Source organism: Stenotrophomonas sp. STEN054, from assembly GCF_056854535.1.
On record NZ_JBXFWG010000006.1, the window covers coordinates 90,402 to 104,254 of the forward strand.

General features: G+C 67.6%; 12 protein-coding genes. 3 read left to right on the forward strand and 9 right to left on the reverse strand.

Annotated elements, in window-relative coordinates; genetic code table 11:
- Positions 1–55 precede the first annotated feature (55 nt).
- Entirely contained in the window at positions 56–1,813 is a 1,758-nt protein-coding gene (gene recJ, locus AC1VXD_RS03835) for a single-stranded-DNA-specific exonuclease RecJ (RefSeq protein WP_482990912.1), read from the reverse strand.
- Positions 1,814–1,970: 157 nt separating this feature from the next.
- Here recJ and AC1VXD_RS03840 point away from each other — a divergent pair, with 157 nt between their 5' ends.
- Positions 1,971–3,002, forward strand: coding sequence for a DUF1176 domain-containing protein (locus tag AC1VXD_RS03840; protein ID WP_482990913.1), 1,032 nt, complete (start codon positions 1,971–1,973; stop codon positions 3,000–3,002).
- A 72-nt stretch (positions 3,003–3,074) separates the two neighbouring features.
- On the opposite strand, the gene AC1VXD_RS03845 is transcribed toward AC1VXD_RS03840, so the two are convergent.
- From AC1VXD_RS03845 to AC1VXD_RS03880, 8 genes are all read right to left on the reverse strand, one after another.
- Positions 3,075–3,992: a phosphoglycerate mutase gene (locus AC1VXD_RS03845; RefSeq protein WP_482990914.1), complete on the reverse strand. Its 918-nt coding sequence runs from the start codon at positions 3,990–3,992 to the stop codon at positions 3,075–3,077.
- 4 nt (positions 3,993–3,996) lie between these two features.
- Positions 3,997–4,461: a transcription elongation factor GreA gene (gene greA, locus AC1VXD_RS03850; RefSeq protein ID WP_481562401.1), complete on the reverse strand. Its 465-nt coding sequence runs from the start codon at positions 4,459–4,461 to the stop codon at positions 3,997–3,999.
- 8 nt (positions 4,462–4,469) lie between these two features.
- Positions 4,470–7,712: a carbamoyl-phosphate synthase large subunit gene (carB, locus tag AC1VXD_RS03855; RefSeq protein WP_482990915.1), complete on the reverse strand. Its 3,243-nt coding sequence runs from the start codon at positions 7,710–7,712 to the stop codon at positions 4,470–4,472.
- Between the two features lie 149 nt (positions 7,713–7,861).
- On the reverse strand, positions 7,862–8,989 hold the full coding sequence (carA, locus tag AC1VXD_RS03860; protein ID WP_482990916.1) for a glutamine-hydrolyzing carbamoyl-phosphate synthase small subunit: 1,128 nt from the start codon (positions 8,987–8,989) through the stop codon (positions 7,862–7,864).
- Positions 8,990–9,279: 290 nt separating this feature from the next.
- Positions 9,280–10,008 carry a 4-hydroxy-tetrahydrodipicolinate reductase gene (gene dapB, locus AC1VXD_RS03865; protein WP_482990917.1) on the reverse strand — a complete coding sequence of 243 codons (729 nt, stop codon included), beginning with the start codon at positions 10,006–10,008 and terminating at the stop codon, positions 9,280–9,282.
- Positions 10,009–10,128: 120 nt separating this feature from the next.
- Positions 10,129–10,374 carry a DUF6587 family protein gene (locus tag AC1VXD_RS03870; RefSeq protein ID WP_482990918.1) on the reverse strand — a complete coding sequence of 82 codons (246 nt, stop codon included), beginning with the start codon at positions 10,372–10,374 and terminating at the stop codon, positions 10,129–10,131.
- The gene (gene feoB / locus AC1VXD_RS03875; protein WP_482990919.1) at positions 10,374–12,236 is read right to left on the reverse strand and encodes a ferrous iron transport protein B; all 1,863 of its coding nucleotides are present in this window, start codon (positions 12,234–12,236) and stop codon (positions 10,374–10,376) included. Before feoB ends, AC1VXD_RS03870 begins: the two co-directional genes overlap by 1 nt.
- On the reverse strand, positions 12,233–12,487 hold the full coding sequence (locus AC1VXD_RS03880) for a FeoA family protein (protein WP_482990920.1): 255 nt from the start codon (positions 12,485–12,487) through the stop codon (positions 12,233–12,235). The genes feoB and AC1VXD_RS03880 overlap by 4 nt, the downstream gene beginning before the upstream one ends.
- A gap of 119 nt (positions 12,488–12,606) precedes the next feature.
- Between AC1VXD_RS03880 and AC1VXD_RS03885 the strand changes: the two genes are divergently transcribed.
- Together AC1VXD_RS03885 and AC1VXD_RS03890 are read left to right on the forward strand one after the other, a co-directional pair.
- Entirely contained in the window at positions 12,607–13,395 is a 789-nt protein-coding gene (locus tag AC1VXD_RS03885) for an enoyl-CoA hydratase-related protein (RefSeq protein WP_482990921.1), read from the forward strand.
- A 1-nt stretch (position 13,396) separates the two neighbouring features.
- Positions 13,397–13,783: a VOC family protein gene (locus tag AC1VXD_RS03890; RefSeq protein WP_482990922.1), complete on the forward strand. Its 387-nt coding sequence runs from the start codon at positions 13,397–13,399 to the stop codon at positions 13,781–13,783.
- Positions 13,784–13,853 lie beyond the last annotated feature (70 nt).

Consider the following 13,853-nt stretch of genomic DNA (forward strand, 5'->3'; position numbering starts at 1 on the left):
GGGGAATAAGTCGTTCGTGGCACAAACAACTTGATCCCCTCCGTCCCCCTTTTCTTCACGCGGGAAGGCAGTGCTCGATGATCAGCTGGATCGCGGTGCCGCCACGGTAATCATCGCAGGCCAGGCGGTAGGCCAGGTGTACGTGGCGGCTGGGTGCATTGCCGTGCCAGCCGCCGAAGTGGATGGCGTTGACCGTGCCCGGCAGGCCGGGCAGGCGCAGTTCCAGCTTCAGGTGGCGCTCCTTCAGCACGCGCCAGTTGGCCACTTCGAAATGGCCGTCAAACAGCGGCTCGGGGAAGCCCTGCCCCCAGGGGCCGGCCAGGCGCAGGGCGTCGGCATGGCGGTGGTCGAGTTCGTGCACGCCCAGTTCGCCGTCGCTGAGCACATGCTGCTGAAGCGCGGCCGGGTCCAGCACTTCCTGCACGATGGCGACGAAGGCGGCCTCGAACGCGGGCAGATGCTCCAGGCGCATGCTCAGGCCGGCGGCCATCGCGTGGCCGCCGAAGCGCTCGACCAGGCCGGGATGGCGCGCATCAACCAGCGCCAGCGCATCACGGATATGCAGGCCCGGAATGGAACGGGCCGATCCGCGCAAGGTATCCGCACCCGGCTCGGCCGGTGCGAAGGCGATCACCGGGCGATGCAGGCGGTCCTTCATCTTCGATGCGACCAGGCCGACCACGCCGGGGTGCCAGTCGGCATCAAACAGGCAGGCCGCCACCGGCCGCTCGCCCTCGGACTGCAGCACCACGCGCGACAATGCCTGCTCGGCGTCGTCGGTCATCGACTGCTGCACGGCACGGCGCTCGGCGTTGATCTGCTCCAGGGTCTGGGCAATGTCGCGGGCCTGGCGCGGGTCCTCAGTGAGCAGCAGGGCGATGCCCAGGGCCATGTCCTCGAGGCGGCCGGCCGCATTGAGGCGCGGGCCGAGCGCGAAACCGATGTCGGTGGCCGTCAGTCGTGCGGCATCACGACCGCTGGCTTCTATCAGCGCCTTCAGGCCGACGCAGGCATGGCCGGCGCGCAGCCGACGCAGGCCGGCGCTGACCAGGGCGCGGTTGTTGGCATCCAGCACCACCAGATCGGCGACGGTACCGACCGCCACCAGATCCAGCAGCGTGGTCAGGTCCGGGCCCTTGCCATCGGCGAACACACCGGCTTCGCGCATCTGCCGGCGCAGGGCCATCAGCACGTAGAAGATGACGCCGACACCGGCCAGCGACTTGCTGGGGAAGCCGTCGCCTTCCAGATTCGGGTCGACGATGACATCGGCCAGCGGCAGCTGCGGCCCCGGCAGATGGTGGTCGGTGACCAGCACCTGCCAACCGCGCGCCTTGGCGGCGTTGACGCCGGCATGGCAGGCAATGCCATGGTCGACGGTGACCAGCAGGTCCGGCTGCAGTTCGGCCAGCTCCTCCACCAGCGAGGGCGACAGACCGTAGCCGTGCACCATGCGGTTGGGCACGGCATGGAACACATGCTGTGCGCCGAGCATGCGCAGGCCGCGCACGCCGACCGCACAGGCGGTCGCGCCATCGCAGTCGAAATCGCCCACCACCAGGATGCGCTTGTCGTTGGCGATGGCCTCGATCAGCAGCGCGACCGCCGCATCGATGCCGGTCAGCAGCTCAGGCGCATGCAGGTTGCCCAGCCGTGGCAGCGCCAGTTCCGGCGTGGTCGCGCCGCGGCTTGCGTAGAGGCGGGCCAGCAACGGCAGTGTGCCGTCGGGCCACGCACCAGGCCGCACCGGCTCGCGACGCAGGATCATCGGGGTATCGGACACGGGCAGCGCAGCATCGGCGGCAAGGGACATCGGCATCGCCGGGTTGCGGAAGACGTCACCATGATAGCGCGGGGCCGGAGATGGGGTCAGAGCCCTCTGCAGGCAGAGGGATCCGACCCCAGCCCAGGCATTTGGATTTCTCCGCCACATCTTTCATGCTTGCCGGCCCCGAAACGGGTTTCTGCCCATGCGCCGCACTTTGTTCCTGGCCCTCGCCCTCGCCCCGGCCGCCCACGCCGCCACGCCCGAGCCGAAGGCCGGTGTCGAATTCCAGCACAACGACTGGTCGCTGGCCTGCGACAACACCCGCACCTGCCGCGCCGCGGGCTACAGCCCGGAAGAGCCCGCCAACCTGCTCAGCCTGATGCTGGAGCGCCCAGGTGGCCCGAATGCTCCGGTGATCGCGCGCCTGCGCAATGGCGAGGATGGTGAAAGCGCGATGCCGACCGGCGCGCTGCGCCTGCGCCTGAATGGCAAGGACCTGGGTTCCGTGCAGGACACCGGTGACGCCGAGAAGGTGCTGTTGAAGCAGGCGCAGACCGATGCCCTGCTCGCCGCCCTGCCCCGCAAGGCGCGCATCGAGATCATCGACGGCAAGGACAAGGCGTGGCCGATCTCCGACAGCGGCGCCACGGCCGTGCTGCTGAAGATGGATGAGGCGCAGGGTCGGCTGGGCACGCCCGGCGCGCTGGTGCGGCGCGGTGACAAGGCCGAAGCAGGCGTGCCCGCGGCACTGCCGGTGCCGGTGATCGTGCGCGGCAGACTGGTGGCCCCGCGCGGTACGGATGCCGCGCTGGCCAAGGTGCCGGCGTTGCTCAAGGCGTTGATCGCCAGCCTGCCGAATCCCGACGAGTGCACACGCCTGAGCGAGGGCGAGAAGGATGAGATCGAGATCCAGCGACTGGACGCCGGGCACGTGTTGGCCAGCACCAGCTGCTTCATGGGGGCCTACAACTTCAGCAGCGGCTACTGGGTGGTGCAGGACAAAGCGCCTTACCAGGCGAAGTTCGTGACCTCCGATGCAGAGGACTTCGGTCGCGATGACGCCACGCTGCGCGGACGCTTCCGTGGGCGCGGGATCGGCGACTGCTTCTCCGGCCACGACTGGACCTGGGATGGCGCGCGATTCGTCAAAAGCAGCGAATTCACTACCGGGCAGTGCCGTGGCGTGGCAGGCGGGCATTGGCAGCTGCCGACGGTGGTCAGCACGGTGAAATGAAATGAGCCGAGCATGGCTCGGCTCTACAGTAGATCCACGCCGTGCGTGGATGGCCCCAGGATCCGACCCCGCTCAATCGTGCAGCTGGCGGGGCTTTTTCCAGAACTGCCAGCGCTGGCGCTTTTCCAGCTGGAACTGCAGGCCGTCTTCGAAATCCAGCACCAGGCGTTGCAGCTCACCGCGCTGCAGGGCCACCAGCAGCGGGCGGATGGCATCGTTGCCCAGCTGCTGCAGCGAACGCAGCTGGCGCAGGTCGACCAGGGCATCGACGGACTGCTCGCCATCCACCGATACGCCGGCAGCCTGGGCCAGGCCCTGCAGCAGGGCGTCGCGGCTGCGTACCTGCACGTGCGGCGTGGTCACCGAGACCGGCATCACTCCGCCGCCCCAGAACCACAGCGAATTGATCGGCTGCTGGCCCTGTGCGGCACGCTGCTGGTTCCACGAATGGTTGTGCAGCAGCACCTGCGCCTCGGTCATCAAGGCACGCCAGCGACGACCGGCCTCGCCTTCAGGCAGGTGTGAGAACAGGTCATCGCCCAGGACGTCCTCAGGGCTGTCGAAGGTCGGCAGGTCGATGTCGATCGGCAGGCGCAGGTACCAGCGCGCCGGGTCCGGTGCATCCAGCACGAAGCCGGCATCGGCGAACAACGGCTGCAGCACCGGCAGCAGTGCAAGGCTGTCGGCCAGGGTCGGCCGCAGCGTCTCGCCGTGGCCCATCATCCGCGCACCGTGCATGTCCGGCACCATGCAGGCCGGATCGGCGCGCAGCCAGCACGCGCCGGCGGCGTCGCCGACATCGCGCTGGCGGGTCAGTGCGGCGACCGGCCAGTGCGGCGCTGCCACGGTGAAGTGGCGCTGCAGCTGGGCGCGTTCACCCGCATCCCGCTGCACGGCGGTGGCGCGGCCCAGGGCGCGCGCCACCTCGTCTGGCAGTGCAGCCGCTGCAAAGCGGCTGCGTGCCGGCAACAACAGGGTCGCCGTTGCCACCCGGTCAGGCCACGTAGCTGACGCTGACGATCTCGTACTCGCGCTGGCCGGCCGGGGCGTCGATCACGATCGAATCGCCTTCCAGCTTGCCGATCATCGCGCGCGCCACCGGCGAGGAAATGGCGATCAGGCCCAGCTTGATGTCCGCTTCCAGGTCACCGACGATCTGGTACTTCTTCTCTTCGTCGGTTTCCACGTCGGCCAGGGTCACGCTGGCGCCGAACACCACCTTGGAGCCGGCATTGAGCTTGCTCACGTCGATGATCTCGGCGTGCGACAGCTCGCCTTCCAGCTGCTTGATGCGGCCTTCGATGAAGCCCTGTTCCTCGCGCGCGGCGTGGTACTCGGCGTTTTCCTTCAGATCGCCGTGCTCACGCGCTTCAGCGATCGCGGCGATCACCTTCGGGCGCTTGACCGACTTCAGGTGATCCAGTTCATCGCGCAGCTTCTGCGCGCCCTTCATCGTGATGGGGGCTCTCATGCATTCAACTCCTTGTGCAGCTCCTGCAGCGACCAGACGGGGCCGGTGCCACGGAATTCCAGTGAATCCACCAGCGCCTTGGCGCCGGCAATGGTGGTCGAATAGGTGACGCGGTGCTGCAGCGCCTCGCGACGGATCGAGAACGAGTCGTTGATCGCAGCACGGCCTTCGGTCGTGTTGACGATGTAGACGATCTCGCCGTTCTTGATCGAGTCGACGATGTGCGGACGACCTTCGACCACCTTGTTGATGATCTCGCAGTCCATGCCGTGCTGCTGCAGCCACGCGGCGGTACCACGGGTAGCAACCAGGCTGTAGCCACGTGCCAGCAGGGCCTTGGCCACCGGCAGCACGCGCTTCTTGTCCGGGTCACGCACCGAGACGAAGGCCTTGCCGACCGGCGGGGCCTTGATGCCGCCCGCTTCCTGCGCACGCGCGAAGGCGGCGTTGAAGGTGCGGCCGACGCCCATCACTTCCCCGGTGGAACGCATTTCCGGCCCGAGGATCGGGTCGACGCCCTGGAACTTGGCGAACGGGAAGATCGCTTCCTTCACCGAGTAGTAGTCCGGCACGATCTCTTCGGTCGCGCCCTGCTCGGCCAGGGTCTTGCCGGCCATGCAGCGCGCGGCGATCTTGGCCAGCGCCATGCCGGTGGCCTTGGACACGAACGGCACGGTACGCGAGGCGCGCGGGTTCACTTCCAGCAGGTAGATGGTGTCATCGCCATCGTCGTTGGTCTGGATGGCGAACTGGGTGTTCATCAGGCCGACCACGTTCAGGGCCTTGGCCAGCTCCACCACCTGGCGGCGCAGCTCGGTCTGGGTCTTGGCCGACAGCGAGTACGGCGGCAGCGAGCACGACGAGTCACCGGAGTGCACGCCGGCTTCTTCGATGTGCTCCATCACGCCGCCGATCAGGACGTTGCCATCCTTGTCGGCGATGATGTCCACGTCCACTTCCACGGCGTTGTCCAGGAAGCGGTCCAGCAGCACCGGCGAATCGTTGGACACCTTCACCGCGTCGCGCACGTAGCGGGCCAGGTCGGATTCGCCGTAGACGATTTCCATCGCACGGCCGCCCAGCACGTAGCTCGGGCGCACCACCAGCGGGTAGCCGATCTCGCGGGCCAGAAGCAGGGCTTCCTGGTCGTTGCGGGCGATGCGGTTCGGCGGCTGCTTCAGCTTCAGCGAATCGACCAGCTGCTGGAAGCGCTCGCGGTCTTCGGCCAGATCGATCGAATCCGGGCTGGTGCCGATCACCGGCACGCCGTTGGCTTCCAGCGCGCGCGCCAGCTTCAGCGGGGTCTGGCCGCCGTACTGCACGATCACGCCCTTGGGCTGTTCCAGTTCGACGATTTCCAGCACGTCTTCCAGGGTCAGCGGTTCGAAGTACAGGCGATCGGAGGTGTCGTAGTCGGTCGACACGGTTTCCGGGTTGCAGTTGACCATGATGGTTTCAAAACCATCCTCGCGCAGCGCCAGTGCCGCGTGCACGCAGCAGTAGTCGAACTCGATGCCTTGGCCGATGCGGTTCGGGCCACCGCCGAGGATCATGATCTTGTTGCGGTTGGTCGGCGCGGCCTCGCAATCGTCCTCGTAGGTCGAGTACAGGTAGGCGGTACCGGTGGAGAACTCACCGGCACAGGAATCGACGCGCTTGTAGACCGGGCGCACCTTGTGGGCACGACGCAGCGCGCGGATGGCCGCTTCGTTGGTGCCGGTCAGCTGGGCCAGGCGGGCATCGGAGAAGCCGGCACGCTTCAGCTTGCGCAGGCGCGCGGCATCCAGTGCATCGATGCCACCGGCAGCGACTTCAGCTTCGGCCGCGATGATTTCTTCGATCTGGTCCAGGAACCAATGGTCGATGAAGGACAGCGCGTAGACTTCTTCCACGCTCATGCCGGCGCGGAACGCATCGGCCACGTAGAACAGACGCTCCGGGCCCGGGGCCTTCAGCTCGCGACGCAGGGTCTGCAGGTCGTCTTCATTGGCCAGGTCCAGGCCGGTCGGGTCGAAGCCGACCTTGCCGGTTTCCAGTCCACGCAGGGCCTTCTGCATCGACTCCTGGAAGGTACGGCCCATCGCCATCACCTCGCCCACCGACTTCATCTGGGTGGTCAGGCGGGCATCGGCGGCCGGGAACTTCTCGAAGGCGAAGCGCGGAATCTTGGTGACGACGTAGTCGATCGACGGCTCGAACGAGGCCGGGGTCAGACCGCCGGTGATTTCGTTCTTCAGTTCGTCCAGGGTGTAACCCACGGCCAGCTTGGCGGCAACCTTGGCGATCGGGAAGCCGGTGGCCTTGGAGGCCAGCGCCGAGGAACGCGACACGCGCGGGTTCATTTCGATGACGACGACGCGGCCGGTGGTCGGGTTGATGCCGAACTGCACGTTCGAGCCACCGGTGTCGACGCCGATCTTGCGCAGCACGGCGATGGAGGCATCACGCAGGCGCTGGTATTCCTTGTCGGTCAGGGTCTGCGCCGGGGCCACGGTGATCGAGTCACCGGTGTGCACGCCCATCGGATCCAGGTTCTCGATCGAGCAGACGATGATGCAGTTGTCCGCGGTATCGCGGACCACTTCCATCTCGAACTCCTTCCAGCCCAGCACCGACTCTTCGACCAGCACTTCGGTGGTCGGCGACAGCTCCAGGCCGCGGCTGACGATGTCGACCAGCTCTTCGCGGTTGTAGGCGATGCCGCCACCGCTGCCGCCCAGGGTGAAGCTCGGGCGGATGATGGTCGGGTAGCCGACGCGGGTCTGGATCTCCAGCGCTTCGTCCAGGGTGTGGGCGACGGCGGCGGTCGGGCACTCCAGGCCGATCTCACCCATGGCGACGCGGAACAGCTCGCGGTCTTCAGCCATGCGGATTGCTTCGCGCTTGGCGCCGATCAGTTCGACGTTGTACTTCTCCAGCACGCCGTTGTCGGCCAGGTCCAGCGCGCAGTTCAGCGCGGTCTGGCCACCCATGGTCGGCAGCAGTGCATCGGGCTTTTCCTTGGCGATGATCTTCTCGACCGTCTGCCAGTTGATCGGCTCGATGTAGACGGCGTCGGCCATCTCCGGGTCGGTCATGATGGTGGCCGGGTTGCTGTTGACCAGCACCACGCGGTAACCCTCATCACGCAGGGCCTTGCAGGCCTGGGCGCCGGAGTAGTCGAACTCGCAGGCCTGGCCGATGACGATCGGGCCAGCACCGATGATGAGGATGGTCTTGAGGTCAGTGCGCTTGGGCATTTTCTTCTCTAAGTCAGTACAGCGTGACAAGGGGGGTGATCGCACGCTGTCGATCAGGAATCTTGATCCGCAGCGCCGCGCAAGGGGCAGCAGCGATGCGGGGGCTTACGGTCCATCGCGACGCCACCGGCAAGCCGGCGGCGTACTGATCACGCCTTGCTCTGTTCCATCAGGGCCACGAAACGGTCGAACAGCGGACCGACATCGGTCGGGCCGGGCGACGCTTCCGGGTGGCCCTGGAACGAGAACGCCGGCACGTCGGTGCGGGCGATGCCCTGGTTGGTGCCGTCGAACAGCGAACGGTGGGTCACGCGCAGGGTTGCCGGCAGGGTCGATTCGTCGACCGCGAAGCCGTGGTTCTGCGAGGTGATCATCACCCGGCCGTCGTCCAGGTCCTGCACCGGATGGTTGGCACCGTGGTGGCCGTGACCCATCTTCATGGTCTTGGCGCCCGAGGCCAGGCCCAGCAGCTGGTGGCCCAGGCAGATGCCGAAGGTCGGGATCTTCACGTCGATGAAGGTCTTGATCGCTTCGATGGCGTAGTCGCACGGTTCCGGGTCACCCGGACCGTTGGACAGGAACACGCCGTCCGGCTTCAGCGCCAGCACCTCGGCAGCCGGGGTCTGCGCCGGCACCACGGTCACTGCGCAGCCGCGCTCGGCGAGCATGCGCAGGATGTTGGTCTTCACGCCGAAGTCGTAGGCCACGACCTTGAACCTGGCCGGCACGCTGACGAACGCATTGGCGTCCAGGTCCAGCTGGCCTTCGGTCCAGGTGTAGGTCTTCTCGGTAGTGACGACCTTGGCCAGATCCATGCCCTTCAGCCCCGGGAACTTGCGGGCGGCTTCCAATGCCTTTTCCACGTCGATGTCGCCGGCCATCAGCGCACCGTTCTGCGCGCCCTTCTCGCGCAGGATGCGGGTCAGCTTGCGGGTGTCGATGCCGGCGATGGCGACCACGCCACGCTGGATCAGCCAGTCCTGCAGCGACACCTGGCTGCGCCAGTTGCTGGGACGGCGCGGCACGTCGCGCACGATCAGGCCGGCCGACCACACCTTGGACGCTTCATTGTCCTGGTCGGTCATGCCGGTGTTGCCGATATGCGGATAGGTCAGCGTGACCATCTGCCGGGCGTAGGACGGGTCGGTCAACACTTCCTGGTACCCGGTCATGGCGGTGTTGAACACCACCTCACCGACGGACAGGCCGGGCGCGCCTACGGATTCGCCCTCGAATACGGTGCCGTCTTCGAGGACGAGGATTGCGGCTTGGGTCACGGAAATCTCACTTTGGCTACCGAGGGGGCTGCCGAAGTCACGCCTGCGCTTCACGGAAATCCGGTTGCAAAAAAGCGCGGACGTACGGTCTGGGACCGGTCCGGCTTTCGTGATTCGGCGAGTGCGAATTGTAGCGCTGCCGGGGCGCTCGCGCCAGCGGTTATATCGCTTTATGAACAGGCGGTTGCGTATTCATTTCAATCCGGCAGCGTATGCGCGCCATCTGCGGTAGCGCCGGGCCATGCCCGGCGGAACTGACGAGGCGGCCGGGCGTGGCCCGGCGATACCAATCAACGGGGATCGTCCAGCAGGTCCCGCACCCGGTAGCTGCCCGGCGCCCGCCCCTGCAGCTGGCGGGCGGCAAACAGCGCACCGCGGGCGAAGATGTCGCGGTTGGTCGCACGGTGCACCAGTTCGATGCGCTCGCCCAGCCCGGTGAACTGCACCAGGTGCTCGCCGACGATGTCGCCGGCCCGCAGGCTGGCGTAGTGCGGCTCCGCCCCACCCCGCTGCGCGGCCGCGCCCAGGGTCAGCGCGGTGCCCGACGGCGCATCCTTCTTCTGCGTGTGGTGCGACTCGACCACATCGCAGTCCCAGCCGGCCAGCGCCTGTGCAGCGCGCTCGACCAGTTCATCCAGCACCGCCACGCCCAGGCTGAAGTTCGACGCCCAGACCAGCGGAATGGCACCCGCGGCCGCCTCCAGCGACTGCCGCTGCACGCTGGAAATGCCGGTGGTGCCGGACACCAGGCCCGCACCGCGCTCCACGCACAGCGCCAGCATCGGGTCGAACCCCTCAGGCAGGCTGAAGTCGATGGCCACGTCGAACGCCGGCGCGCCTGCCAGCTCGCTGGCGGCGAAGTACGGCACGCCCTCGATGACGCGCTGGGCCGGTGCGCGCCCGGTCACGGCGGCCACGACCTGCAGGGTTTCGGGGTGTTCGGCAGCCAGGCGCAGCAGGGCCTGGCCCATGCGCCCGGAAGCGCCATGGATGAGCAATCGCAGGGGAGTCTGGTTCATGCACGCAGGCTAGCGGCAGCGCACAAAACCGTCCAGTAGATCCACGCCACGCGTGGATGGGGAGTAGATCCACGCCACGCGTGGATGGGGTGAAGGCGATTCAGTCGAGCAAGCTCGCCTCTACTTCTTCGTCGGCCCGCAGCTGTCGCAGCCACCGCAGGCGCCACCGCCGCCGCTGGCCGGGGGCGCGATCTTCCGCCCCAGGCCCCGCATCCATGCGGCACGGCCCGGCTTCAGCAGGGCCAGTGCCAGCGTGCTGCGCAGCCTGCGCGTGGTACCCGGAAACTGCTTCTTCATCACCACCCACACGCTGGCCAGCACGGCCACCGCGACGATGAGGTACTGGATCAGCAGGCCGGCGTCCATCAGCCGCCTCCCAGCGCCACGGCCACCTGGTAGGTGATCAGTGCCGCCACGTAGGCCGCCGCGAACAGGTACAGCGCCGAGAAGCCCATCGTCTTCCACGAATTGGTTTCGCGCTTGATGGTGGCCAGCGTCGAAATGCACATCGGTGCATAGATGAACCACACCATCAGCGCCAGGCCGGTGGCCAGCGACCAGCCATCGGCCACCACCGGCGACAGCGCCGAGATGGCCGCATCGTCATCGGCCGCGGACAGCGCGTAGACCGTGGCCAGCGAGGAGACCGCCACTTCGCGCGCGGCCAGCCCCGGAATGAGCGCGATGCAGATCTGCCAGTTGAAGCCCAGCGGCGCGAAGATCGCGGTCATCGCATGGCCGATCTGGCCGGCGTAGCTGTAATCGATGGCCGGCACGGTGGCGTCGGCCGGGGCGCCCGGGAAGGTCAGCAACACCCACAGCAGGATGGTCAGGGCCAGGATGATGCCGCCCACCCGGCGCAGGAAGATCATGCCGCGCTCATACAGGCCCACGGCCAGGTCGCGCACGTGCGGCAGGCGGTAGGACGGCAGCTCCAGCATCAGCGGGTGCTCGCTCTTGTCGCGGCGCCACTTCTTCATCACCCACGACATCACCAGCGCGCTGAGGATGCCGGCCACGTACAGGCCGAACAGCACCAGGCCCTGCTGGTTGAAGATGCCCACCTTGCCGGCCGGAATGAACGCACCGATCAGCAGCGCGTACACCGGCAGTCGTGCCGAGCAGGTCATCAGCGGCGCGACCAGAATGGTCGCCAGGCGATCACGCGGGTCCTGGATGCTGCGGGTGGCCATGATGCCCGGCACTGCACAGGCGAAGCTGGACAGCAGCGGGATGAAGGAACGGCCCGACAGGCCGGCGCCCGCCATCATGCGATCAAGCAGGAAGGCCGCGCGCGGCAGATAGCCGGACTCCTCCAGCGCCAGGATGAAGGCGAACAGGATCAGGATCTGCGGCAGGAACACCACCACCCCGCCGAGGCCGGCGATGATGCCGTCGGTCAGCAGGCTGGTCAGCGGACCCTCGGGCAGCACGCCGCCGACGAATTCGCCCAACCAGCCGAAACCCGCTTCGATGCCATCCATCAACGGCGTGGCCCAGGCGAACACCGCCTGGAAGATCAGGAACATGACCACCACCAGGGTGACCAGGCCGAACACCGGGTGCAGCAGCCAGCGGTCCAGGGTGTCGTCGATCTTCGCGGTGCGCGCGGGCATGCTGACGGCCGCCGCAAGGATGCTGCGCACCTTGGCGTGGTAATCGATGCCGCCCTCGACGCCGGCCAGCGGCGCATGCAGGCGCGGCACCATCGCATCGAGGCGGTCGACCAGGGCCTTGGCGCCCTGCTTGCGCACGGCCACGGTCTCCACCACCGGCACGCCGATCTCGCGTTCCAGCGCGGCCACGTCGATGCGGATGCCACGGCGCTGGGCCGCGTCCACCATGTTCAGCGCGATCACCATCGGCTTGCCCAGCTCACGCAGTTCCAGCGCGAAGCGCAGGTGCAGGCGCAGGTTGGTGGCGTCGATGACGCACAGCAGGACGTCCGGCGCGGCCTCGCCCGGATAGAATCCCCGGCACAGGTCGCGGGTGATCGCCTCATCCAGGCTGGCCGGCTGCAGGCTGTAGGCGCCCGGCAGGTCGAGTACGGCGAACTCGCGACCGGACGGCGCACGCAGGCGCCCTTCCTTGCGCTCGACGGTGACGCCGGTGTAGTTGGCGACCTTCTGCCGGCTGCCGGTCAGCTGGTTGAACAGCGCGGTCTTGCCGCTGTTGGGATTGCCGACCAGCGCAATGCGCAGGGGACCGGCGTTGACGGCAGCATTCATGCACGGGACTCCACACGGGCGGGGTCGATGACGATCCGCTTGGCTTCACTGATACGCAGCGCGAAACGGGTGAACCCGACCTGCACCAGCAGCGGTTCACCGCCGACCGGCCCCTTGGCCACCAGGCGCACTTCCTCGCCCCTGACGAAGCCCAGCTCGCGCAGGCGCCGGGCGATGGGGTCGTTGGCGTGCAGGTCCTGCACGGAATCGACCACGGCCGGGGTGTGCAGGGGCAGTTCTGACAGCGTCATCTACCGCGATCTCAGCTGGATGTAAATGGTTCTCGATTCTAACATTCCCGCGTCGCGTCATGGCCCATGGCCAGTGGCCCGCTATGATCCATACAGGTATTGAGTAACCCCGGAATCCCATGAACGATGCTTTGCTGATCGAGCGCGATGGCGCCGTCCTGACCCTCTGGCTGAACCGGCCGGAGCTGCACAATGCCTTCGACGCGGGCCTGATCGCCCGCCTGACCGCTGCCCTGGAAGCCGCCGGTCGCGACCCGGCGGTGCGGGTGGTTGTGCTGGCCGGCCACGGCGCGTCCTTCTCCGCCGGTGCCGACCTGCAGTGGATGCGCGGCATGGCCGCCGCCAGCGAGGCTGAGAACCGCGAGGATTCACTGGCCCTGGCATGCCTGATGCGCACCCTGGACGAGCTGCCCAAGCCGACCCTGGCACGGGTCCATGGTGCAGCCTTCGGTGGCGGCGTCGGCCTGGTCGCCTGCTGCGACATCGCCATCGCCACCAGCGCGGCCCGTTTCGGCCTGACCGAGAGCCGCCTGGGCCTACTGCCGGCGGTGATCTCGCCTTACGTGATCGAGGCCATCGGTCCGCGCCAGGCCCGCCGATGGTTCGCCACCGGCGAACACTTCGATGCGGAAACCGCCCTGCGCATCGGCCTGGTCCACCAGCTGGTCGAGCCCGAACGCTTGGGCGACGCCGTCCATCGCCAGCTGGCCCTGCTGGATAAGGCCGGCCCGATCGCCTCGTCTTCGGCCAAGGAACTGGTCCGCCAGGTCCGCGACAGCCACGACCGTGACACGCTGGATCGCGACAATGCCGCCCTGATCGCGCGCCTGCGGGTGTCGGCCGAGGGCCAGGAAGGGCTGGGCGCCTTTCTCGACAAGCGCGCGCCGCACTGGGTGACGGAGGCCTGACATGCTCGACCACATCGGCCTGTGCAGCGCCGACCTGCCACGCAGCAAGGCGTTCTTCCTGCAGGCACTGGCGCCGCTGGGCATCGGCCTGGTGATGGAAGTGACCGCCGAGCAGACCGGCGACCACGACCACGTGGGCTTCGGCAGCAACGGCAAGCCAATCTTCTGGATCGGCAACGGCGGCAGCCCCAGCCAAGGCGTGCACGTGGCCTTCGCCTGCGGCAGCCGCGCCGAGGTCGATGCCTTCCACGCCGCCGCACTGGCAGCCGGGGACCGCGACAACGGCGCCCCGGGCCTGCGCCCGTGGTACCACCCCGACTACTACGGCGCCTTCGTGATCTGCCCCGATGGCAACAACATCGAAGCGGTCTGCCACCGCCCGGACTGATTCGCGCGCAGGAATGTGGCCGCTTTCGCGGCCGACCTGCGTATCCCTGTTGGCAGCCCGGTGGAGACTG